The sequence below is a fragment of the Citrobacter sp. Cpo074 genome (assembly GCF_030332745.1).
Lineage (GTDB): Bacteria > Pseudomonadota > Gammaproteobacteria > Enterobacterales > Enterobacteriaceae > Citrobacter > Citrobacter portucalensis.
Genome location: NZ_JAOWHG010000027.1, coordinates 1,072,310 through 1,092,647, shown reverse-complemented (window position 1 = coordinate 1,092,647; position 20,338 = coordinate 1,072,310). Strand labels below are relative to the sequence as shown.

The 20,338-nt window shown below is 49.9% G+C and carries 29 protein-coding genes; 24 read left to right on the top strand and 5 right to left on the bottom strand.

Annotation, left to right across the window (positions count from 1 at the left end):
- Positions 1 to 87 precede the first annotated feature (87 nt).
- The 6 genes from OGX83_RS09890 to OGX83_RS09865 all read left to right on the top strand — a co-directional run bounded on the left by OGX83_RS09890 (position 88) and on the right by OGX83_RS09865 (position 3,336).
- The gene (locus OGX83_RS09890) at positions 88 to 276 is read left to right on the top strand and encodes a hypothetical protein (protein WP_279217030.1); all 189 of its coding nucleotides are present in this window, start codon (positions 88 to 90) and stop codon (positions 274 to 276) included.
- Positions 277 to 597: 321 nt separating this feature from the next.
- Complete coding sequence (locus OGX83_RS09885) at positions 598 to 1,062, top strand: hypothetical protein (RefSeq protein WP_286587949.1); 465 nt, start codon at positions 598 to 600, stop codon at positions 1,060 to 1,062.
- A complete protein-coding gene (locus OGX83_RS09880; RefSeq protein ID WP_286587945.1) occupies positions 1,062 to 1,313 on the top strand; it encodes a hypothetical protein in 252 nt (83 codons plus the stop codon). Before OGX83_RS09885 ends, OGX83_RS09880 begins: the two co-directional genes overlap by 1 nt.
- A 60-nt stretch (positions 1,314 to 1,373) precedes the next feature.
- Complete coding sequence (locus OGX83_RS09875; RefSeq protein WP_286587944.1) at positions 1,374 to 1,658, top strand: hypothetical protein; 285 nt, start codon at positions 1,374 to 1,376, stop codon at positions 1,656 to 1,658.
- 329 nt (positions 1,659 to 1,987) lie between these two features.
- Positions 1,988 to 2,719, top strand: coding sequence for a hypothetical protein (locus OGX83_RS09870; RefSeq protein ID WP_286587943.1), 732 nt, complete (start codon positions 1,988 to 1,990; stop codon positions 2,717 to 2,719).
- Positions 2,719 to 3,336: a TIR domain-containing protein gene (locus tag OGX83_RS09865; RefSeq protein WP_286587942.1), complete on the top strand. Its 618-nt coding sequence runs from the start codon at positions 2,719 to 2,721 to the stop codon at positions 3,334 to 3,336. The genes OGX83_RS09870 and OGX83_RS09865 overlap by 1 nt, the downstream gene beginning before the upstream one ends.
- 41 nt (positions 3,337 to 3,377) lie before the next feature.
- Here the strand turns inward: OGX83_RS09865 and OGX83_RS09860 are convergent, their stop codons facing one another.
- Together OGX83_RS09860 and OGX83_RS09855 are read right to left on the bottom strand one after the other, a co-directional pair.
- Positions 3,378 to 4,415, bottom strand: coding sequence for a phage portal protein (locus OGX83_RS09860; protein WP_286587941.1), 1,038 nt, complete (start codon positions 4,413 to 4,415; stop codon positions 3,378 to 3,380).
- Positions 4,415 to 6,181 carry a terminase ATPase subunit family protein gene (locus tag OGX83_RS09855; protein WP_286587940.1) on the bottom strand — a complete coding sequence of 589 codons (1,767 nt, stop codon included), beginning with the start codon at positions 6,179 to 6,181 and terminating at the stop codon, positions 4,415 to 4,417. Before OGX83_RS09855 ends, OGX83_RS09860 begins: the two co-directional genes overlap by 1 nt.
- Before the next feature lie 142 nt (positions 6,182 to 6,323).
- Between OGX83_RS09855 and OGX83_RS09850 the strand changes: the two genes are divergently transcribed.
- From OGX83_RS09850 to OGX83_RS09800, 11 genes are all read left to right on the top strand, one after another.
- Entirely contained in the window at positions 6,324 to 7,157 is an 834-nt protein-coding gene (locus tag OGX83_RS09850) for a GPO family capsid scaffolding protein (protein ID WP_286587939.1), read from the top strand.
- 16 nt (positions 7,158 to 7,173) lie between these two features.
- On the top strand, positions 7,174 to 8,241 hold the full coding sequence (locus OGX83_RS09845; RefSeq protein ID WP_286587938.1) for a phage major capsid protein, P2 family: 1,068 nt from the start codon (positions 7,174 to 7,176) through the stop codon (positions 8,239 to 8,241).
- 3 nt (positions 8,242 to 8,244) lie between these two features.
- Positions 8,245 to 8,895: a phage terminase small subunit gene (gene gpM / locus OGX83_RS09840; RefSeq protein ID WP_286587936.1), complete on the top strand. Its 651-nt coding sequence runs from the start codon at positions 8,245 to 8,247 to the stop codon at positions 8,893 to 8,895.
- Between the two features lie 93 nt (positions 8,896 to 8,988).
- Positions 8,989 to 9,453 carry a head completion/stabilization protein gene (locus OGX83_RS09835; protein WP_198904740.1) on the top strand — a complete coding sequence of 155 codons (465 nt, stop codon included), beginning with the start codon at positions 8,989 to 8,991 and terminating at the stop codon, positions 9,451 to 9,453.
- Entirely contained in the window at positions 9,453 to 9,656 is a 204-nt protein-coding gene (locus OGX83_RS09830) for a tail protein X (protein ID WP_000868184.1), read from the top strand. The genes OGX83_RS09835 and OGX83_RS09830 overlap by 1 nt, the downstream gene beginning before the upstream one ends.
- 3 nt (positions 9,657 to 9,659) lie before the next feature.
- On the top strand, positions 9,660 to 9,875 hold the full coding sequence (locus tag OGX83_RS09825; RefSeq protein WP_001397650.1) for an HP1 family phage holin: 216 nt from the start codon (positions 9,660 to 9,662) through the stop codon (positions 9,873 to 9,875).
- Positions 9,856 to 10,371: a lysozyme gene (locus OGX83_RS09820; RefSeq protein ID WP_286587932.1), complete on the top strand. Its 516-nt coding sequence runs from the start codon at positions 9,856 to 9,858 to the stop codon at positions 10,369 to 10,371. The genes OGX83_RS09825 and OGX83_RS09820 overlap by 20 nt, the downstream gene beginning before the upstream one ends.
- A complete protein-coding gene (gene lysB / locus OGX83_RS09815; RefSeq protein ID WP_286587931.1) occupies positions 10,368 to 10,796 on the top strand; it encodes an Rz-like lysis system protein LysB in 429 nt (142 codons plus the stop codon). Before OGX83_RS09820 ends, lysB begins: the two co-directional genes overlap by 4 nt.
- Positions 10,681 to 10,929 carry an Rz1-like lysis system protein LysC gene (lysC, locus tag OGX83_RS09810; RefSeq protein ID WP_286588150.1) on the top strand — a complete coding sequence of 83 codons (249 nt, stop codon included), beginning with the start codon at positions 10,681 to 10,683 and terminating at the stop codon, positions 10,927 to 10,929. Before lysB ends, lysC begins: the two co-directional genes overlap by 116 nt.
- Complete coding sequence (locus tag OGX83_RS09805; RefSeq protein WP_286587929.1) at positions 10,892 to 11,323, top strand: phage tail protein; 432 nt, start codon at positions 10,892 to 10,894, stop codon at positions 11,321 to 11,323. Before lysC ends, OGX83_RS09805 begins: the two co-directional genes overlap by 38 nt.
- Positions 11,316 to 11,762: a phage virion morphogenesis protein gene (locus tag OGX83_RS09800; RefSeq protein ID WP_286587928.1), complete on the top strand. Its 447-nt coding sequence runs from the start codon at positions 11,316 to 11,318 to the stop codon at positions 11,760 to 11,762. The genes OGX83_RS09805 and OGX83_RS09800 overlap by 8 nt, the downstream gene beginning before the upstream one ends.
- Before the next feature lie 87 nt (positions 11,763 to 11,849).
- Here the strand turns inward: OGX83_RS09800 and OGX83_RS09795 are convergent, their stop codons facing one another.
- Positions 11,850 to 12,506: an HNH endonuclease gene (locus OGX83_RS09795; RefSeq protein ID WP_286587927.1), complete on the bottom strand. Its 657-nt coding sequence runs from the start codon at positions 12,504 to 12,506 to the stop codon at positions 11,850 to 11,852.
- 3 nt (positions 12,507 to 12,509) lie between these two features.
- Positions 12,510 to 13,733 carry an AAA family ATPase gene (locus OGX83_RS09790; RefSeq protein WP_286587925.1) on the bottom strand — a complete coding sequence of 408 codons (1,224 nt, stop codon included), beginning with the start codon at positions 13,731 to 13,733 and terminating at the stop codon, positions 12,510 to 12,512.
- 94 nt (positions 13,734 to 13,827) lie between these two features.
- Between OGX83_RS09790 and OGX83_RS09785 the strand changes: the two genes are divergently transcribed.
- Genes OGX83_RS09785 through OGX83_RS09760 form a run of 6 tightly spaced genes read left to right on the top strand, consistent with a single transcriptional unit; the run spans position 13,828 to position 18,106 of the window.
- Positions 13,828 to 14,406 carry a phage baseplate assembly protein V gene (locus OGX83_RS09785; RefSeq protein WP_286587922.1) on the top strand — a complete coding sequence of 193 codons (579 nt, stop codon included), beginning with the start codon at positions 13,828 to 13,830 and terminating at the stop codon, positions 14,404 to 14,406.
- Positions 14,403 to 14,762, top strand: a complete 360-nt coding sequence (locus OGX83_RS09780) for a GPW/gp25 family protein (RefSeq protein WP_286587920.1) — start codon at positions 14,403 to 14,405, stop codon at positions 14,760 to 14,762. The genes OGX83_RS09785 and OGX83_RS09780 overlap by 4 nt, the downstream gene beginning before the upstream one ends.
- Positions 14,749 to 15,657, top strand: a complete 909-nt coding sequence (locus OGX83_RS09775; protein WP_286587918.1) for a baseplate assembly protein — start codon at positions 14,749 to 14,751, stop codon at positions 15,655 to 15,657. The genes OGX83_RS09780 and OGX83_RS09775 overlap by 14 nt, the downstream gene beginning before the upstream one ends.
- Positions 15,650 to 16,255: a phage tail protein I gene (locus OGX83_RS09770; protein ID WP_286587914.1), complete on the top strand. Its 606-nt coding sequence runs from the start codon at positions 15,650 to 15,652 to the stop codon at positions 16,253 to 16,255. Before OGX83_RS09775 ends, OGX83_RS09770 begins: the two co-directional genes overlap by 8 nt.
- Positions 16,252 to 17,658, top strand: coding sequence for a phage tail protein (locus OGX83_RS09765; RefSeq protein ID WP_286587912.1), 1,407 nt, complete (start codon positions 16,252 to 16,254; stop codon positions 17,656 to 17,658). The genes OGX83_RS09770 and OGX83_RS09765 overlap by 4 nt, the downstream gene beginning before the upstream one ends.
- Before the next feature lie 4 nt (positions 17,659 to 17,662).
- Positions 17,663 to 18,106, top strand: coding sequence for a tail fiber assembly protein (locus OGX83_RS09760; protein WP_286587910.1), 444 nt, complete (start codon positions 17,663 to 17,665; stop codon positions 18,104 to 18,106).
- Positions 18,107 to 18,216: 110 nt separating this feature from the next.
- Here OGX83_RS09760 and OGX83_RS09755 read toward each other — a convergent pair whose 3' ends face one another.
- The gene (locus tag OGX83_RS09755) at positions 18,217 to 19,032 is read right to left on the bottom strand and encodes a S1 family peptidase (RefSeq protein ID WP_286587908.1); all 816 of its coding nucleotides are present in this window, start codon (positions 19,030 to 19,032) and stop codon (positions 18,217 to 18,219) included.
- Positions 19,033 to 19,165: 133 nt separating this feature from the next.
- On the opposite strand from OGX83_RS09755, the gene OGX83_RS09750 reads away from it, so the two are divergent.
- Positions 19,166 to 20,338 carry a phage tail sheath protein gene (locus tag OGX83_RS09750; protein ID WP_286587906.1) on the top strand — a complete coding sequence of 391 codons (1,173 nt, stop codon included), beginning with the start codon at positions 19,166 to 19,168 and terminating at the stop codon, positions 20,336 to 20,338.

The window sequence follows — 20,338 nt, the reverse complement described above, 5'->3', positions numbered from 1 at the left end:
TTACAATCAGAAACTTCTTCTATACTGTATATATAAACAGTGGATATATATACAGTTATTTGTGCAGTAGTATCGATAGGAGGGAAGATGCAGGACTATTTCTTGGAGTCGTTAAAGCTCCAGCGCATTGATTTTTTTATCAAGCTTGTAGCGGCTAGTGAGTGTGACGATGAAGAAAAGCAGCTGGCTATCCAGTGGGTTTCTGAGTTGACGGATGAGCTGATGGCAAAGATTCGTGCTCATGAGTATAGCCGCTCAATGGATCTTCCCAGTTAGTAGCAGGAACGTTGCTGGCGTGAGAACTTGATTCTGGCGCCAGCAAGGTTGAACAACGAGCCAGGCGAGGCGTTAGTAATGAGAAAAAAAACTGCATGCCTGTTCTTTCACCAGGTTTAATGTTCAAGCTAATGCTTTTATCCGTTCTTTTTTTCCAATGAACGGAATTTACTATTCGATACGTAAATTAACTTTTATTAATCATTTGAAATGAATGAAACGTCCTTTCTTGTAATGGGATAAATCTCATTTACAGCATTTTTTGCTTAAATTCTGTGGCAATATGACCTCATAATTAGCTGAAAATCTTAAGGGTATATCATGAATAAAACGTCCTCTCTCGCAAGTGGTGGTGTCGCTGTTGCTGCCATAATTGCTTTAAAATTATTTGCTAAAACTGCGATTTTTGCTTCTTTGTTTGGTGGTGCTGCTGTTGCTAAAAACATGTATGAATCTTCAGTTATTAAAGTTAAAGATGAAGTTGAGGAGTTCAATAAAAAAAATCCCAACGAACCTATATATATGTATGAAGATAAAAAAGAACTGGTATTTAATGACGTCATTACTGATGTTTCAGATAGTGATGTGAAAAATGCAAGTCAAGACGCCTTAAATAATGTTAAAGAATCAATGAAAAAGGACGATGTGGATTTTATTGAGAAAAACAAAGACTCAGCATCCAATTATTTTTTAATCAAGCACGGATGGACTGAAACCCACAAAGTCAAGACGAAAAATGATGCATTAATCGTTAGTTATAAAGTGATTGGCACGGATCTTGATTGATGGAGGCTGTATTTGTTTTATTCACAAAGTTATTATTAGCACTCGGTCTTTCATTTTCAGACAGAGTAGATACTTTAGGGGTGTTTTACTGTGTTGGTGGGTTTCTTGGGCTGACAGCTATTGTTCTAATAATGTTTGTTTTATTTGTGGCTTTAAGACAATTCATTCATAATTTCAAAGTAAAAAGAAGTTATGATTACAAAATTGAAAAAGTGCTCTCAGATATCATTGATAGCAATGCAGAGAAATAATTCGATTTTGTTTTTATATTTCATTTTCTCTATGGCTGCGAAATTATTAATGAGGAGTTAATGATGTTAATTAATATAAGGCGTGAGGTTGAGCGTCTTGCATTTGTGATTGCTACTATCTGTATTATTATTGGAGCTTTAATGTCTTTAAGTTCCATATCAGATGGTTACTGGAGTGATGCAAAGATTGGGCTTTATTTTTCATTGTATAGTTCAATACTTTTCATTTATGGCTCTCAGGTTTTTTTGTGGGTGTTATATGGATTTGCTGGCCAAAAATTTAAGTTTAAAATAAATCCTGTTAGTTTATTAAATATAACCACTTCCAATCGAAATAATGCTTAACGTTATCTCCATTATTGGCACCATACGAGATGCTAGATGCGGTTAAGCCTAAGTCCATTAACAAATCACGACTATCCTGGATTGAGTTAGCACAGCTAAAAACGAGTAATGGGTAGTATGCATGTCCATGCCGCATGAGTTCGCATGATCGTTTGAGGATCGTTTTCGATGAGGCCCGCCAGTAATCGCGGGCTTTTGCTTGTGCCATGCCAGTGCATGAAAACTGCTATAGAAAGCGGGCAGGCGTGGCGGGGATACGAGCGCACGCAGGGGCTTTAACAATCAGATGAGCTGCAGTATCATGAAGAAAAATAAAAGGGAATAATCTTATGTACAAGTACTGGGTTATGTGGGGTTGTCTTTTTGTTCTTTTGCTGACTGTCATGGGATGTGTTCCCTTTGCACCATTTCAAAAATGGTGGTTTGCTGTCAATTTTATGGCTAATGCTGACATTATCAGGGCTTTTTTGTCAGTCCTGATATTATGTCTGGTTGTTTACATCCTTTTTGTTGGACTTCTACATCAAAGATACTCGCTTAGGTTAGAGCAATTGAGCTTTGGTGGTGTGAATATTTTACTCAATAAATCTGATTTGTTATTTAGAAAAAGTATCAAAAATTATTTAGATACTAAGAGAACTCTTTTCAAGATTGAACCAAATTTTGATGCTTTTGATGAAGTGTTAAATTCATATTACGAGTGCTATAAATTTATTCGTGATGAAATGAAATTGTTGGATGTACAAAAGAAAAGAGACAAAAAGTTGTACGACCTATCTAATGAAATTCTTAGGGAGTTGAATGATTTTTTGACGCAGCACCAAAATAATTACCGCAGGTGGCATAAGTACGTCTCTGAAAAGGATGCTGTGTTAACGCAGGATAAAGACTCAAATGGTGAGTTTATTTCTCTCCCATATCATTTGACTCCAATTGGGACAATTCAATCCCATTATTATCATTTTAATAAAATACTGAATGGATTTGTTGATGTTAACAAATTTTTTAATGACAAGGTTGTGAGTGAGTTTAATATTGATACTGAAAAATGGAGCAAGTGATGCATAAAACCTTTCTGAGTTATCATCATGCCAATGAGCAAGATCTCAAAGATGAGATTATTGATAATTTTGGCGGTGATTTTTTTATAGATAAGTCGGTCAATGATGGCGACATAAGTACTACTATAAGTGAAGACTCAATAATGAGGATAATCCGTGAGGATTATTTGTCAGATACAACAGTCACTGTGGTTCTTATCGGTACTGAAACAAAAAATAGGAAGTTTGTGAACTCCGAAATTCAAGCATCTCTTTGGGGCGATAATTACAATGGGCTTGTTGGTGTTATCAGAGATGAAATATATGATTCTGTGTTTTCCCCTGCTACTTGTTCTGATGCCAGTTGTGGCTGTTCGATGAGTTTGAGAACACCTGGGTTTGGATATGAATATTACTTGCCTTATTTAATAAGAATGAATCATGTATATGAAAAAACCGTACCACACTATAATGATACGGATGTTTTTTGTGCCTTGGTAAAATACTCTAACTTCTTTAAAGACCCTCAGTTTTATATTGATCAAGCATTTGATAAAAGAAAGGCTATGTCACCTGCAGCTAAAAGAAATCCAGCCGATGTTCCAGCCATTCGCAACAATGCATTGTTCAATTGGTAATTTTGTGGGGCATTTTATTTTAATGCCCCTGATAATAATTCTTAAACGCCCTCAAAGTAGTATTGATTGAATTTGATGATTTCATCCTGAGCCCATTTGTTCAGTTCTTCCAATCTTTTTTGTAGCGGAATCAATTCATTTCTGACGAAAACTTTACTTGCCTTCTCCACATCCCCAAACCCCCCAACATTGCTAGGCATGACCCCCATCATCTGCGGCGGAACGCGATGCGCTGCCATCATGTCATCACGGCTCACGTTCTTGATGTTCAGAAACTCATCCTTCGCCGCCACTTCTGAGAGTGGGATGATCTGAATACCATCCTTTTTGCCATTCGGTGAGTACATAAACAGATTGCGGAAGTTGCCTGGCCCTTTGGCGCTTTTCATGGCTTGGCGGATGTTGTTCACGTCTTCCTGGTTTTGCGCGGCGTCGGTCATGTACATGATAAAACCCGCGTGGCTGCCGTTGATGTAATACTTCCGGCGGAACAGCGTAGCGGACTCATTCAGCAGAGCGGAGGGAATGGCGGACAGGTATTCCGGCAGGCCGTAAATTTCCTGGTTCAGGTCCGGCTCCATCAGATGGAAGATGCTGCCTTTGGTGAACTCGTAGGGCTGCGTGGTCATGCCGTATTGCACAAACCAGTAGGTGTCGAGATCGATCCCGCGGCGGGTGTATTTCGCCAGCGATGGCTCAAGCGATAGAATGCCGCCAAGCCGGTTCGTCCGTTTCTCCAGATAGGCGTTACCGAACACCAGATAATCCTGCACAAAGCGGCTGAATGCCTGCTGGCTCAAAAGCGGGTGCGGGATAAACGTGTTGGTAAGGATGTTGCGCTTAACGGCAATCGGTGAGCTGTGATGCACGGCGGCGCGATAAGTGCGGGCCAGGCCGTCAAAGCTCACGGGCGGCTCATACCATCTGTCCATCTGCACGCATTCCACGTAGTCCAGCAGTTCGCGGCGGTCCAGTACCGGGATCGGGTCGCCAAAGCTGAACGCTTCGGCGTGAGTTGTGTTCTTCTGCTGTGCGGCTTCCTGCACTGGCGCACTGGTCAAGGCGTCGTGTTCACTCATCAAAAAATCTCCACAATATTGCTGGTATTGGCGGCCTCGCCCTGCAGCGGTTCGTTAAACAGCGCGTGCATCGTTGCCCAGGCCAAATCTGCGTGGCTGGCTTCTTCGCTGCGGCTGGCTTCGTAGGTTGGGCGGTTGCCGCTGGCGGTAGTGGCCCGGCGGATTGCCATAAATGACTGCGCAATGTCGGTGTGCCCGGCGTCAAACTCCAGGCGGCGGTGACTGATAATGTCGTATGCCTTGAGCACCAGGGCGTTTTTGACGTTGGGGTTGTAGACAAACTCCCGCACGGCAGGGAAGAACGCTTTGACGTTCTCATAAACGCCGTGGCCGACGCCCGTGGAGTCGATGCCGATATAGGTCACGTTGTACTGCTGCGTGAGCTGTTTGATGGCGTCGGCCTGGGCGCGGAAGTCCATGCCGCGCCACTGATGGCGCTCCAGAATACGGAACTTACCGCCCGGCACCGTTGGCGGGGCCATGACCACACATCCGGCGCTGTCTCCGTTCTGCGTACCCTTCGCCGGGTCATAGCCGATCCACACTTCGCGCCAGCCAAACGGACGCAGGGCCAGAGCCTGAAAATCGGCCCACACTTCCCAGCTGTCCACCATGCACGCCTGCAACTCACTGAGCGGGAACACCGACGCGAGATCGTCGATAAATTCACACATCAGCAGGTTCTGGTATTCGTCCGGGCTGTACTCCATGCGCAGCTGATCGAGGTCGAACAGGTTACAGCCGCCGCGCACCGCGTCCTCCACGGTGACAATCTGGCGGTATTGTCCGTCCGGGCAGAGCAGGCCGTGGGCCAGGCTGCCGTGGGTCAGGTCAATGTCCACCTTGTCGGCTTTGCTGCGGCCCCGGTTGAACAGCGCACCGGACCAGAACGGATAGGCGCTGTGCGTCAGGCTCGACGGGGTGGAAAAGTAGGTTTGCCGCCAGCGCTTATGGATAGCCATGCCGGATGCCACTTTGCGCAGCTCCTGGAATTTCGGTATCCAGAAATACTCATCAAGATACAGGTTGCCGTGGTAGCTCTGCGCAGTACGGGCGTTGGTGCCGAGGAAGTACAAAGCTGCGCCATTGGGCAGCACCATGGGATCGCCTTTCAGCTCAACATCCACCTCTTTTGCAAAGTCGATGATGTACTGCTTAAAAACGTGCGCCTGCGCCTTACTGGCAGAAAGGAAAATCTGGTTGCGCCCGGTCAGCAGGGCGTCAATCAATGCTTCACGGGCAAAATAAAACGTTGCGCCAATCTGGCGCGACTTGAGCAGATTGCGGATGCGGTTTGTTTTCCCGGCTTCAAACCAGTGATGCTGATAGTCGAACATAGAGGCGTGAAAGACTTCTTCCAGCTTTTCGATCTGTTCGTCGGTGAAAACGTTCTTTTCCGGCTGCCTGCGCGGACCTTTGTTACGGTTGGCTACTTTCGGGTTTAAATCAGCTTCGTTCCCGCCGTCGTTAAATTTGCCGATCCGGGCGTGGCGCTCTGACTGGCGCGCCAGCAGGTCAATTTCCTTGAAATCTTTCCCTTCTTTCTGCTCCTTCATGATGAGCTGGCAGTAACGTGCGGCGGTGGTGAGCTGCATCTGATCCAGCGGCCCATAGTCGCCCCACTTGTCTCGTTTTTTCCAGCTGTGAACGGTTGCAACTTTTTCGCCCAGCATTTCAGCAATACGGGCTACGCGGTATCCCTGAAAGTACAGCAGCATGGCCTGCCGACGGGGATCGAGGTCTGCGGGGGTCAGTGTCGTGTTCATGGCCCAAACATACGGCCTTGGATGGCGGCTTTCCCCGGCTGCGGTTTGTGTGGTTTACCGTACAAATACAGCGCGTTGTCTCACTCCCCCCATCACCGCAAACATAAGGCTCCAGTAAGTCATTTCTAACGGAGCACGGCTCATGACAGTGAAAGCAAAGCGTTTCCGTATCGGGGTGGAAGGTGCCACTACTGACGGGCGCGAGATCCAGCGTGAATGGCTGGTACAGATGGCTGCCAGCTACAACCCGACGGTCTATACCGCGCTGATTAACCTTGAGCACATCAAGTCTTATTCCCCGGACAGTGCCTTCAACCGTTACGGCAAAGTGACGGCGCTGGTTGCGGAAGAAATCCAGGACGGTCCGCTGGCGGGCAAGATGGCACTTTACGCCGATGTTGAACCGACAGACTCCCTGGTGGCACTGGTGAAAAAAGGCCAGAAGCTGTTTACCTCCATGGAGGTCAGCCCGAAGTTTGCCGACACCGGCAAGGCCTATCTTGTGGGGCTGGCGGCAACAGACGATCCGGCGAGTCTCGGCACCGAAATGCTGGCATTCAGCGCCAGTGCCGCACATAACCCGCTGGCAAACCGTAAGCAGAATCCTGAAAACCTTTTTACCGCTGCCGAAGAAATGCAGATCGAACTGGAAGAAGCCCAGGACGAAAAGCCGTCCCTCTTTGCCCGCGTCACCGCGCTGTTCACCAAAAAAGAACAGACCGACGATGCGCGCTTCTCTGATGTGCATAAAGCCGTGGAGCTGGTCGCTACTGAGCAGCAGCTCCTGAGCGAGCGCACTGACAAATCCCTGTCCGATCAGGACCAGCGCCTTTCTGAGCTGGAGTCCTCCCTGCAGGAACAGCAGACCGCCTTTGCCGAGTTACAGCAGCAGCTGAGCCGTGAAGACAGCCGCAAGGATTACCGCCAGCGCGCGCCGGGTGGTGACGCACCGGCAGGCACCCTGACCAATTGCTGATGGAGCATAAAACCCGATGAAAAAGAAAACCCGCTTTGCCTTTAACGCTTACCTGCAGCAACTGGCGCGCCTGAACGGTGTGGAGGTTGAAGAACTCTCCAGCAAGTTCACCGTGGAGCCGTCCGTGCAGCAGACGCTGGAAGACCAGATCCAGCAGTCCGCCGCTTTTCTGACGCTGATTAACATCACGCCGGTCACTGAGCAGTCAGGGCAGTTGCTGGGGCTGGGCGTGGGCAGCACCATTGCCGGAACCACCGATACCACCACCAAAGAGCGCGAGCCTACCGATCCGACGCTGATGGAAGACGTGGAATACAAATGCGAACAGACCAACTTTGATACGGTGCTGACCTACGCAAAACTGGACCTGTGGGCCAAGTTCCAGGGCTTCCAGGTGCGTATCCGCAACGCCATCGTCAAGCGTCAGGCGCTGGACCGCATCATGATCGGCTTCAACGGCGTGAAGCGTGCCAAAACGTCCAACCGTGCTGAAAACCCGCTGCTGCAGGACGTTAATAAAGGCTGGCTGCAGAAAATCCGCGAAGACGCGCCGGATCATGTCATGGGTAGCAAAACCGCAGAAGACGGCACCACTACGGCGGAGCCGGTAAAAGTAGGTCCGGGAGGTAAGTATCTAAATCTTGACGCGGTGGTGATGGATACCGTCAATGAGCTGATCGATGTGGAGTATCAGGATGATGACGAGCTGGTTGTCGTCTGCGGTCGTGAACTGCTGTCCGACAAGTATTTCCCGCTGGTCAACAAAGAGCAGGACAACAGCGAGAAAATCGCCGCCGATCTGATCATCAGCCAGAAACGCATGGGCGGCCTGCAGGCTGTGCGCGCGCCTTTCTTCCCGGCGAATGCCCTGCTGATCACCCGTCTGGATAACCTGTCGATCTACTGGCAGGAAGACACCCGCCGCCGTTCTGTTATCGATAACCCGAAACGTGACCGGATTGAAAACTTTGAATCCGTCAACGAGGCGTATGTGGTCGAGGACTACCGCTGCGCGGCGCTGGTTGAAAACATCGAGATCGGTGATTTCACCCTGCTTGCAGCAGAAACAGGAAACGGAGAGTAACGCATGAGCCTGAGTCCCGCACGGCAACACCGCCTGCGCATTCAGGCCGAACAGGCCGCCCGTGAGGGCGGCAGTGTTCGCCATGCGTCGGGTTATGACCTGATGCTGCTGCAGCTGACAGAAGATCGCCGCCGGCTTAAAGGTATCCAGTCCACGGTGAAAAAGGCGGAAATCAAGGTGGAGCTGCTGCCGAAATATTCCGCCTGGGCGGAGGGCGTGCTGGCAGCCGGAGGTGCGCAGCAGGATGATGTGCTGATGTACGTGATGCTGTGGCGTATCGACGCCGGTGATTATGCCGGTGCGCTCGAAATCGGGCGCTATGCGCTGCGCCATGGCTGGGTGATGCCGCTGGGCAACCGTAACGTACAGACCGTGCTGGCAGAAGAAATGGCAGATGCGGCGCAAAGCGCTCTGCTTGCCGCTGCCGGTTTTGATGCCGATCTGCTTCTGCAGACGCTGGACCTGACCACCGATCTGGATATGCCGGACCAGTCGCGGGCGCGCCTGCATAAAGCCATCGGCGCTGTACTGAGCGAAAGCAACCCGGCGTCTGCCCTGAATCACCTTACCCATGCGCTGCAGCTTGATCCCCGCTGCGGTGTGAAAAAAGAAAAGCAGCAGCTGGAGCGCAGACTGCGCAATGACAGCCGCTAACGAACGTGCCCCGCGCACGGGCGGCACGGGATGGCGAAAGGCACTGCCGCATCAAAATTCCGTCCACCGCCCACTTATTCAGGAGAAAGCCGCATGAAGTTTGTTGCGCCCGAACAGGCACCGGAACAGGCGGAGGTCATCAAAAATACGCCGTTCTGGCCTGATGTGGACCTGTCGGAATTTCGCAGTGTGATGCGCACTGACGGCACGGTGACGCAGCCGCGTTTAAAGCAGGTTGTGCTGACGGCTATTTCTGAGGTTAACGCTGAGCTGTTCGACTTCCGCAACCGTCAGCAGATGCTGGGCTGGCGGACACTCGCTGAGGTTCCTGCAGACATGCTGGACGGTAAAAGCGAGCGTATCCGGCACTACCACAACGCCGTTTTTTGCTGGACGCGTGCCGTACTCAATGAGCGTTATCAGGACTATGACGCCACGGCGGCAGGTGTGAAACGGGGGGAGGAGCTGGCGGAGGCCAGCGGTGATCTGTGGCGTGATGCCCGCTGGGCCATCAGCCGGGTGCAGGATGCACCGCACTGTACGGTGGAGCTTATCTGATGAAAGTGCGTGCGCATCAGTATGACACGGTGGACGCGCTTTGCTGGCGTCATTACGGGCGCACGCAGGGGGTCACTGAGCAGGTTCTGCAGGCGAATCCGGGGCTGGCTGAGTACGGCCCATTTTTACCGCACGGGCTGCAGGTGGAGCTGCCGGACATTACGGCGTCAACCACGGCGCAGACCGTCCAGCTATGGGACTGAATTATGACGCTTGAACGAATCAGCGCCTTTATCACTTACTGCATCGCCGTGCTGCTGGCATGGCTGGGCGATCTGTCGCTCAAGGATGCCTCAACGGTTGGCGGCGTGCTGATTGGTGTGCTGATGCTGGCTATCAACTGGTACTACAAACACCAGTCTTTCAGGTTGCTGCGCGATGGCAAAATCTCACGGGGGGAATATGAATCCTTCAATCGTTAAGCGCTGCCTTGTCGGGGCAGTGCTGGCTATCGCCGCCACGCTGCCCGGTTTTCAGTCGCTCAAAACCTCCGTTGAAGGGTTGAAACTGATTGCCGATTACGAGGGATGCCGTCTGCAGCCGTATCAGTGCAGCGCAGGTGTCTGGACTGATGGGATCGGCAATACATCCGGGGTGGTGCCGGGGAAAAACATCACGGAACGGCAGGCGGCGCAGGGGTTAATAAACAATGTGCTGCTGACTGAAAAAAGGCTGGATGCCTGCCTGACGGTTAAGCCCCCGCAACATGTCTACGATGCGCTGGTGAGTATAGGTTTCAATGTGGGGTCCGGCGCGATCTGCAGGTCAACCATGGTGTCATATATCAATCGTCAGCAGTGGTGGCAGGCATGTAACCAGCTACCGCGCTGGATTTACGTTAACGGTGTGAAAAATAAAGGTCTGGAGAACCGCCGCACGCGGGAACTGGCCTGGTGCTTAAAAGGAACTGGGGCATGACGCGCTTGTTGGCGGTCGTGCTGGCGCTGGCTATTGCGGCGCTGGGCTGGCAGTCGTGGCGGCTTAACAATGCCAGTCACACCATCGAGACGCAGGGACGTGAGCTGGAAACGAAAGGGCAGGAGCTGGCGAAGAAGAACAGTCAGTTGATCGGCCTGTCCATTCTGACTGAAACCAACAGCCGGGAGCTGACGCGGCTTTATGCGGCAGCGGAACAGACTACCGCACTGCTGCGAAGCCGCCAGCGCCGGATCGAGGAACTGAAACGTGAAAACGAGGATTTACGCCGCTGGGCTGACGCTCCTTTGCCTGCTGACATTATCAGGCTGCGCGAACGTCCGGCCCTTGCCGGAGGTGCAGCTTACCGTGAATGGCTGTCCCAGAGTGACGCAGTGCCGCCTGGAAAGGTCAGCGCCGCGCAGTAACGGTGATCTGAATGCTGCGCTGGATGAAACAGAGGCCGCCTGGGCGGTCTGTGCTGACAAAGTCGACACGATAGTTGCGTGTCAGGAGCGAAACCGTGAACAAACAGCAGTCCTTACGCAGCGCCCTGAATAAAGCGGTGGCGTATGTCCGCAACAACCCGGATAAACTGCACCTTTTCGTTGATAACGGCTCACTGGTGGCAACCGGTGCCAGCTCTATGTCATGGGAATACCGCTACACCCTGAACGTGGTGATCGAGGATTTCAGCGGCGACCAGAACCTGCTGATGGCTCCCGTGTTGCTGTGGCTCAGAGAAAACCAGCCGGACGCCATCAACAACCCGGAGCTGCGCGAAAAACTGATCACCTTTGAAGTGGATATTCTGCGCAATGATGTATGCGATATCAGTCTGAATCTGCAACTGACGGAGCGTGTAGCTGTCAGCACTGACGGTAATGTGTCGAGCGTTGAAGCGGTGCCTGAACCCGACGAACACGAAGAAATCTGGATGGTGAAACGTGGATAATCTGCATAAAGTGGATGAGTGGCTGACAGCGCTGTTGACGAATCTGGAGCCGGCCGCACGTCAGCGTATGATGCGTGAACTGGCGCAGGATCTGCGCCGGAATCAGCAAAACAATATCCGGCTGCATCGAAATCCTGACGGCAGCGGGTATGAGCCGCGAAAAATTACGGCCCGAACCAAAAAGGGGCGCATCAAGCGGCAGATGTTCGCCAAACTGCGTACCACGAAGTATCTGAAAACCGCAACCACCGCTGACTTTGCCAGCGTTGAGTTTGCCGGTAAAGTTCAGCGGATTGCCCGGGTACATCATTACGGCTTACGGGATCGTGTAAGCCGTAATGGGCCGCAGGTGCGATATCCTGAGCGTAAATTATTGGGATATGGTGATGCGACGTATAAAATTGTTATAAATGCTTTGATATCAAAATTTTCCTTATAAATAATATGTGTCTTTTAATCTCTGGAGTGTGAGGGCTTAGATATTCCAAAGTCCTCACATATCCATCTTACATCAGTTGCCACTAGATTAATCGCTTGGAAAAATTAGCGAGGCGAAGTATTCGTCTTCTAAGATTTGACTTGTGGCAACTGACGAAAACGGAGATTCACTCTCTGTTAATTTTTTTATTCGCAATAATATTGTTGGTCTTTCTATTTCAAGCGTGTCTTTTTTTAAGTAGTTAATCATATGTATTGTAAGATCTATCATTTCATCAAAGACTTTCTTACGCAAAAAACTTCCGGTTACTTCTTTATTTATTGTGTGTTCGCTATTGTATATTTTATCGAGAAGAGACGCTGTATTTAAAACAACATCATCCTGTGTATTAGGTTCAATTAGCATTTTTTTTGCATAGGGTGAACAAGGAGGAAGTATTTTTATTTTTTTGCTCACATCTTGCGTTGTATCGCAACAATCCAAAAGTGTTGCACGATCTGCTAATTTAATGTTGTTACATCTACTGCAAACTAAATATAAATTATTCCAGTCAAATTTTAAATGGAGGTCGCCCTCATGAGGTATGAAATGTTCGATATTTATATCATGTGGTTCTTTTGTTTCACATAGGTAACATTTTTTATGAAAGCATACTTTGAGAGCATTCAATACATCCTCGCCCTTATAGTCCTTCCTTAATGTTAAGGAATGAGGTATTTCTGTAGGCCGTATTACATTAAACATTGCTCACCCCCTTTTAGCTACTTCTAATTCTGCTTGTAATAGATAATATTGTGACTCACTGTCTAATTTATTCTCCATAGGTTTTATTTGTTGTATTAGTGAGTTAACAGCGCTTAAGTTGAAGTTTTTATCACGGATTAGTGATGCTAATTTTTTAATTTTTTCTTCTAGGACTAATGATACTGGTAATACGTCAAACACGCCCTCAAGCACCGACTCATATGAGAAAAGCGATACGTCGCTTACATACTCAAGTTTTGATAAATCATATATCACAGTATCATCAACAGACATAATTACAAATGGTGAGTGTGTTGTAATGATGAACTGAACTGACGGGAAACTTTCCTTTAAAAAATTGAATATTTTTTTCTGAATGGAGACATGAAGATGAGCATCTATTTCATCTATGAAAACAATACCTCTTAAATCTTCGGGTTTAGTATTTTGGAATTGAACTTTCATTACTAAGTCTGCATATATAGACATGATTGCAGATTGCCCTGAGGACAGGGACTGAAGTGTGAATTTCTCTTTCTCAGGTTGCTGGATGTAAAACCTCTGTTCTTGTAGGTTAAAAACTAATTTTAATTTATTATCCTCAAATAAGCTTTGCAAGTCCTCTTGGATTTTATCGAACCAAATTTTTATTTTATGGGCAGCATCATGATTGTTTTCTATCGCAATCAAATGACTTTGATATGTTTTGTTACTGACAAGGAAATTTTCGAATTGCTCACCAGCGTTGCTGTCAAAACTTTTATTAAACTCATCATCTTTTAATGTGCCAAGTGATAGAACAGCGTCAGGTTTTTGAATGGCTGATTTTCTATCTGCAGTGTAATATCTAAGGAGTGGTTTGATGGTTTTCGATAAAATTATCTTGCTGGGTCTGTCTTTTGTATTTATTTGTATGTTTTCAATGTCTCGGATGTGGCCTTTGTATGTTTCTATTAAACCTAAGACGTACTTTTGTGCGTCGCTTCCTTTAGGGTGTAAAGGTAATTGGTTACGATATTCAGATATTCTATTTAAATGGTATTTTTTGGATGTGTGATCCGGGTTGTCTAAGGATAAGGATAGCTGTTTATATATGTTTTCAAGGATTCTGGTTTTTCCAGAACCATTTCCTCCAGTAATTATTAAATTTTTTCCGTAAAGTTCGATATAAAATTTTTTTTCAGTAAAAGGTATTTTACCATAAAGTTCGCTAATTGTTTTTTCCACTTTTGTACCTCGATGCTTTTTATGGTTATTGTTTCAGGAGTAGCACATTCTATACCAGATGCATGAAGGTTTGGGAAACTTAATAATGCATTTTATGAACACACAACTCACAGAAATCATGCGCCTTATCACCAACCTGATCCGCACCGGAACTGTATCCGAAGTGGACCGGGAGAACTGGCTGTGCCGGGTGAAAGTGGGCGACCTTGAAACCAACTGGATTAACTGGCTGACGCTGCGTGCCGGTGGTGCCCGTACATGGTGGTGTCCGTCGCCGGATGAGCAGGTGGTAGTGCTGAGTATGGGCGGCAATCTGGAAACCGCTTTTGTGCTGCCCGCCATCTACTCCAATCAGTTTCCGCCGCCGTCGGATTCCGTGGACGGCTGCGTGACGGAGTACCCGGACGGGGGCTGGTTTGAGTATGAACCTGCCACTGGACGGTGGCATGTCCGGGGTATCAAATCCATGGTGATCGAAGCGGTGGACAATATCACCCTCAAAACCGGTGAGTTTGTGGTGGAGGCTGACACCACGCGCATTAACAGCGAGGTGGTGATTAATGGTGGCGTCACTCAGGGCGGTGGCGCGATGAGTTCCAACGGGATCGTAGTTGATGACCATGAGCATACTGGTGTTCTGAAAGGCGGCGCTAACACGGGAGGTCCGGTATGACATTGTATATCGGTATGAGCAGGAATGACGGGCAGGCCATTGCAGATACAGACCATCTGCGCCAGTCGGTGCGGGATATTCTGCTGACGCCGCAGGGCAGTCGTCTTGCTCGCCGGGAATATGGCTCCCTACTCTCTGCCCTGATTGATCAACCGCAGAACCCGGCGCTGCGCCTGCAGATTATGTCTGCGGTCTATGTGGCGCTGAACCGTTGGGAACCGCGCCTAACGCTGGACTCCATCACCATCAACGGCAATTTTGACGGCTGTATGGTGGTTGAGCTTACCGGGCACAGCAATAACGGCGCGCCAGTTTCCCTTTCCGTATCAACAGGAGCAGACAATGGCAGTCATTGATCTTTCCCAACTACCGCCGCCGCAGATTGTGGACGTGCCGGGCTTTGAGGCATTGCTGGCAGAACGCAAGGCCGCCTTTGTGGCCCTTCATCCGGCTGATGAACAGGAGGCCGTTATGCGCACGTTAGCGCTGGAGTCAGAACCTGTCACCAAACTGCTGCAGGAAAATACTTACCGAGAAATCCTGCTGCGCCAGCGTATTAATGAGGCTGCACAGGCGGTCATGGTGGCCTATTCCATGGGAAATGACCTTGAACAACTGGCAGGTAACTGCAACGTGAAGCGCCTGACGGTAGTTCCTGCCGATAATGACGCGGTGCCGCCGGTCGCCGCAGTGATGGAAAGTGATGAAGCATTACGCCAGCGCATTCCAGCAGCATTTGAGGGGCTGTCCGTTGCAGGGCCGACGGGAGCCTATGAGTTCCACGCCAGAAGCGCCGACGGGCGGGTGGCTGATGCCAGCGCAACCAGTCCGGCACCGGCTGAGGTGGTGCTTACCGTGCTGAGCCGCGAGGGTGACGGTACGGCAGGGGCTGACCTGCTGGCGGTGGTTGAGCAGGCGCTTAACAGTGAAAAGGTTCGCCCGGTGGCAGACCGCCTGACGGTGCGCAGCGCTGAAATTATTCCGTACAGCGTGGATGCGACGATCTTCCTTTATCCGGGGCCGGAGGCTGAGCCGGTGATGGCAGAAGCAAAAGCCAGCCTGCAGAAGTATATCGCCAGTCAGACGCGGCTGGGACGTGATATCCGCCGCAGCGCCATTTATGCCGCGTTGCACGTAGAGGGCGTCCAGCGTGTGGAGCTGGCGTCCCCTCTGGAGGATATGGTGCTGGATAAGACGCAGGCGGCATCCTGTACCGAATGGAGCGTTATCAACGGGGGCACGGATGAATAGTCTGCTGCCGCCGGGTTCGTCGCCGCTTGAGCGTCGACTGGCGCAGACCTGCAGTGGGATTTCCGATCTGCAGGTATCGCTGCGTGATTTGTGGAACCCGGCAACCTGCCCGATCAAATTCCTGCCTTATCTGGCCTGGGCGTTTTCTGTTGACCGCTGGGATGAGAGCTGGACAGAAAGCGTCAAGCGCCGCGTTGTGCAGGACGCTTTTTATATCCATCAGCACAAGGGGACAACCAGCGCCGTGCGGCGCGTGGTGGAGCCGTTCGGCTTCCTGATCCGCATCATTGAGTGGTGGCAGACCGGTGAAACGCCGGGGACGTTCCGTCTGGATATTGGCGTGCAGGACCTGGGCATAACAGAAGAAACCTATCTGGAGCTGGAGCGCCTGATCGGTGACGCAAAACCATGCAGCCGTCATCTGGTTGGTATGTCCATCAACCTGCAGACAGGCGGCCCGTATTTTGTGGGTGCAGCCACCTACACCGGCGAAGAAATCACGATCTACCCGTATATCAACGAAACCATTATTTCCGGCGGCACCGCTTATGAGGGCGGGGCGGTCCATGTTATTGACACGATGAGAGTGAACCCATGAGCGCAAAATTTTACACCCTGCTGACGGATATCGGCGCGGCGAAACTGGCAAGCGCCGCCGCGCTCGGTGTCCCGTTGAAAATTACCCATATGGCGGTGGGCAGCGGTGGCGGTGCGCTGCCCACACCCAACGCGCAACAGACCGCATTAGTTACTGAGGAGCGCCGCGCAGCGCTGAATATGCTGTATATCGACCCGCAGAACAGCAGCCAGATTATTGCAGAGCAGGTGATCCCGGAAAATGAGGGCGGGTGGTGGATCCGTGAAGTCGGCCTGTTTGATGAAACCGGCGCGCTGATTGCTGTGGGAAACTGCCCGGAGAGCTACAAGCCGAAACTGGCGGAGGGCAGCGGACGCACGCAGACCGTGCGTATGGTACTGATTACCAGCAGCACCGATAACATCACCCTGAAAATTGACCCTGCTGTGGTTCTGGCAACCCGCAAATATGTGGATGATAAGGTGCTGGAGCTTAAGGTATATGTGGATGACCTGATGGCAAAGCATCTTGCTGCTGTTGATCCCCATTCGCAGTATGCGCCAAAAGACAGTCCGACGCTGACAGGCATGCCTAAAACGCCAACGCCACCGGCAGGAAACAACAGTACCCTGATTGCCAGCACCGCCTTTGTACAGGCTGCTATTATTGCCCTGATTGGTGGCGCCCCGGCAACGCTGGATACGCTGAAAGAAATTGCAGCAGCTATCAATAATGATCCGAATTTCAGTACCACCATTAACAATGCGCTGGCACTGAAAGCACCGCTGGCAAGTCCGGCCCTGACCGGAACGCCAACGGCTCCCACTGCTGTTCAGTCAACGAATAATACGCAGATTGCCACTACCGCGTTTGTGAAATCTGCTGCTGCGGGGCTGGTTGGTTCGTCGCCGGAGGCGCTGGACACACTGAATGAACTGGCGGCTGCGCTGGGGAATGATCCTAACTTTGCGACAACAGTGATGAACGCGCTGGCGGGGAAACAGCCACTTGATGCCACGCTGACGAATCTCAGCGGGAAAAGTGTTTCGGCCCTTCTACAATACCTTGGTTTGAAAGAAGCCGCAAAACGGGACGTGGGCACTGGCGCGAACCAGATACCGGATATGTCAGCGTTTGATGCTCAGTTAGCCCTAAGTGGCTACGCAAAAGAGCCTTCTCGTTTAATCCGGCAATGGGTTGGAGGCAATACAGGCGGAATGGTAGCAGGTGAGACAAAAGTGATTGAACTTCCTTTCCCGTTCCCCTCTGGCATTCTTGCAGTAGTGCCTTATACGGGCGCACTGGCTCCCGGTTTTACTGCTAGCGTGGGGATTAAATGGAGCGGGAAAAACCAGATCACGCTTTATAACTCATCAATGACAACAGCAATTGCCGATTATGGATTTATCGCATACGGGAAATAAAACTATGGATAAAACATTTAATTACGCTTATAGCCCGAAAAGTAATCTATTTTATCCTGTTGCTTTGCGGGCGGATTATGAAAAGGCGTCATCATGGCCTGCCGAACCTCTCGGAGTAAGTGACGAAATATATTTTGAATATTCAGGAATACCGCCAGAGGGGAAAATAAGACGCTCCGATACTAACGGGATGCCCTGCTGGATTGATGCGCCATCAAAGAGCAAAGAGGAACTTATCGCTGAGGCGGAAAAAGTCAGGCAGGTTCTTATTGCTCAGGCCAATGACTATATGAACAGTAAGCAGTGGCCCGGCAAAGCGGCGATCGGCAGGCTGAGGGGTAACGAACTGGCGCAGTACAACTTGTGGCTGGATTATCTTGATATACTGGATGCAATAACTATATCTGGTGTGGAAGCTATCAGTTGGCCTGTGCCTCCGGAATATTAATACATCCCCCGCATCTGCGGGGGGAGGGTATAAGTTCTGCTGCTGTGTTTTCAATGCGGAAAGTAAATGGGGGTTCAACAGTATATCTATATTCGTTGAATCGGATTTTCTCATTTATAGGGGCTTTTAATATCGAGGATGTTATTTGTTTCCTCCGCAAAGTGAATGAAAGTTGAGGCCACTAAACATTTCTCAGTTTTAGATCTATGCTCCTTAAATATCCCTACGACACGAAGTGTCAACGCTTCAGTATGAATATTCTGCATTATTTGTAACACCGGTGCACCACTCATTCCTTCCAGTAATGGCACTGATGAGAAAGTGCTGGCAGGTTCTGTCCTCACAGGCGTTCCTTTCCCCTGCCTTGAATCGAATGGGAAATGAAGTTCTTCATTTAGAGTGTTGTATTCAAAATGATGGTGCACGAAATTAAATCGCTGCAAGACTTTGCCTGGTCTGTCTTTATGGATTTTGTTTTTCGATGAGGGAAAACCAGAAATTATCATGGAAGATGTGGGGATGAGATCAGTTCGGGGGCTATCGGTGAAAAATATAAAACCTTTTTCAGAGGTAAGCATTTCCTTTGGGAGTTCAATGAAGGCATAGTCTTGTTCGGAATTGAAAAAAACAGAAACTTTCTCAAAAGGATATACTTTATCTTCAACTCTAAAATATCGGCTATCAAGGTCTTTTAAATCATCAATGACGTGACTTGCTGTAACTATAAAAGGATTGCCACCTAATAGCATCAGAAAGCCACTGCCCATTGTAAGTGTTTCTTTTCTGCTATTTGGTTTTGGCGCATGGAATGAGACAAAAGCTCTTTCCCATTTTTCTGTAAGTTGTGATGCAAGGTTATCATCTATACCGTAAGGGTATAATTCTAATATAGATGGATAAGGATAATTGAAGGAAGGGATTAGCATGTAGGCTCCTGTATGTAAATGTGATTAACACTTACCTGAGTCTGATTGTACCGTCAATGGCACAATGTCAACTGGATGATGTAAAGCATCAATAAGGCCAATGTATCTCAGTAATATAACTGGAGATATCTTTATGGCTCAGGATTACCACCACGGGGTGCGCGTTGTTGAAGTCAACGAAGGCACCCGATCTATCACCACGGTGAGCACCGCTATCGTGGGCATGGTCTGCACCGGCGATGATGCTGATGCGTCCGTATTCCCTCTCAATAAGCCGGTTCTGCTGACGGATGTGCTGGAGGCCAGCGGTAAAGCAGGCGAGTCCGGCACGCTGGCCCGTTCGCTGGATGCGATGGCCGACCAGTCAAAGCCCGTGACGGTTGTTGTGCGCGTGGCGCAGGGCGAAACCGAAGCGGAAACCACCTCCAATATTATCGGTGGCGTCACGTCCGACGGTAAAAAAACGGGGATGAAAGCGCTGCTTTCTGCGCAGTCGCAGCTGAAAGTTAAGCCGCGCATTCTCGGTGTGCCGGGGCACGACACGCAGGCGGTAGCCACTGAGCTGATGAGTGTGGCGCAGAGCCTGCGCGGGTTTGCCTACCTGTCTGCCTATGGCTGTAAGACGGTGGAGGAGGCCATTGCATACCGGGACAATTTTAGCCAGCGAGAGGGGATGCTGATCTGGCCTGATTTCATCAACTTTGACACTGTTCTGAAAGCCGATGCTACGGCTTACGCCTCCGCCCGTGCGCTCGGTCTGCGTGCCAAAATCGACGAGCAGACCGGCTGGCACAAAACCCTGTCCAACGTGGGTGTGAACGGTGTCACCGGTATTTCAGCCGATGTGTTCTGGGATCTGCAGGACCCGGCAACGGATGCGGGACTGCTGAACCAGAATGACGTCACCACGTTGATCTGCAAAGACGGCTTCCGCTTCTGGGGTTCCCGCTGCCTCAGTGACGATCCCTTGTTTGCGTTTGAGAACTACACCTGCACGGCGCAGGTGCTGGCTTACACGATTGCAGAGGGGCATATGTGGGCGGTGGATAAGCCACTGAATCCGTCACTGGCCCGCGACATTATCGAAGGTATTTGCGCCAAATTACGCAGCCTGGTGAATCAGGGATACCTCATCGGGGCTGACTGCTGGCTGGATGAGTCAGTGAACGATAAAGACTCCCTGAAAGCCGGGAAACTCACCATCGACTACGACTACACGCCTGTGCCGCCGCTTGAAAATCTGATGCTGCGCCAGCGCATCACCGCTCGCTACCTGGTCGATTTTGCCAGCCGTGTCAGTGCATAA

Coding starts and splice junctions, on each gene's coding strand:
- OGX83_RS09890 (WP_279217030.1), top strand. CDS start 88: ATGCAGGACTATTTCTTGGAGTCGTTAAAGCTCCAGCGCATTGATTTT.
- OGX83_RS09885 (WP_286587949.1), top strand. CDS start 598: ATGAATAAAACGTCCTCTCTCGCAAGTGGTGGTGTCGCTGTTGCTGCC.
- OGX83_RS09880 (WP_286587945.1), top strand. CDS start 1,062: ATGGAGGCTGTATTTGTTTTATTCACAAAGTTATTATTAGCACTCGGT.
- OGX83_RS09875 (WP_286587944.1), top strand. CDS start 1,374: ATGATGTTAATTAATATAAGGCGTGAGGTTGAGCGTCTTGCATTTGTG.
- OGX83_RS09870 (WP_286587943.1), top strand. CDS start 1,988: ATGTACAAGTACTGGGTTATGTGGGGTTGTCTTTTTGTTCTTTTGCTG.
- OGX83_RS09865 (WP_286587942.1), top strand. CDS start 2,719: ATGCATAAAACCTTTCTGAGTTATCATCATGCCAATGAGCAAGATCTC.
- OGX83_RS09860 (WP_286587941.1), bottom strand. CDS start 4,415: ATGAGTGAACACGACGCCTTGACCAGTGCGCCAGTGCAGGAAGCCGCA.
- OGX83_RS09855 (WP_286587940.1), bottom strand. CDS start 6,181: ATGAACACGACACTGACCCCCGCAGACCTCGATCCCCGTCGGCAGGCC.
- OGX83_RS09850 (WP_286587939.1), top strand. CDS start 6,324: ATGACAGTGAAAGCAAAGCGTTTCCGTATCGGGGTGGAAGGTGCCACT.
- OGX83_RS09845 (WP_286587938.1), top strand. CDS start 7,174: ATGAAAAAGAAAACCCGCTTTGCCTTTAACGCTTACCTGCAGCAACTG.
- gpM (WP_286587936.1), top strand. CDS start 8,245: ATGAGCCTGAGTCCCGCACGGCAACACCGCCTGCGCATTCAGGCCGAA.
- OGX83_RS09835 (WP_198904740.1), top strand. CDS start 8,989: ATGAAGTTTGTTGCGCCCGAACAGGCACCGGAACAGGCGGAGGTCATC.
- OGX83_RS09830 (WP_000868184.1), top strand. CDS start 9,453: ATGAAAGTGCGTGCGCATCAGTATGACACGGTGGACGCGCTTTGCTGG.
- OGX83_RS09825 (WP_001397650.1), top strand. CDS start 9,660: ATGACGCTTGAACGAATCAGCGCCTTTATCACTTACTGCATCGCCGTG.
- OGX83_RS09820 (WP_286587932.1), top strand. CDS start 9,856: ATGAATCCTTCAATCGTTAAGCGCTGCCTTGTCGGGGCAGTGCTGGCT.
- lysB (WP_286587931.1), top strand. CDS start 10,368: ATGACGCGCTTGTTGGCGGTCGTGCTGGCGCTGGCTATTGCGGCGCTG.
- OGX83_RS09795 (WP_286587927.1), bottom strand. CDS start 12,506: ATGTTTAATGTAATACGGCCTACAGAAATACCTCATTCCTTAACATTA.
- OGX83_RS09785 (WP_286587922.1), top strand. CDS start 13,828: ATGAACACACAACTCACAGAAATCATGCGCCTTATCACCAACCTGATC.
- OGX83_RS09780 (WP_286587920.1), top strand. CDS start 14,403: ATGACATTGTATATCGGTATGAGCAGGAATGACGGGCAGGCCATTGCA.
- OGX83_RS09775 (WP_286587918.1), top strand. CDS start 14,749: ATGGCAGTCATTGATCTTTCCCAACTACCGCCGCCGCAGATTGTGGAC.
- OGX83_RS09770 (WP_286587914.1), top strand. CDS start 15,650: ATGAATAGTCTGCTGCCGCCGGGTTCGTCGCCGCTTGAGCGTCGACTG.
- OGX83_RS09765 (WP_286587912.1), top strand. CDS start 16,252: ATGAGCGCAAAATTTTACACCCTGCTGACGGATATCGGCGCGGCGAAA.
- OGX83_RS09760 (WP_286587910.1), top strand. CDS start 17,663: ATGGATAAAACATTTAATTACGCTTATAGCCCGAAAAGTAATCTATTT.
- OGX83_RS09755 (WP_286587908.1), bottom strand. CDS start 19,032: ATGCTAATCCCTTCCTTCAATTATCCTTATCCATCTATATTAGAATTA.
- OGX83_RS09750 (WP_286587906.1), top strand. CDS start 19,166: ATGGCTCAGGATTACCACCACGGGGTGCGCGTTGTTGAAGTCAACGAA.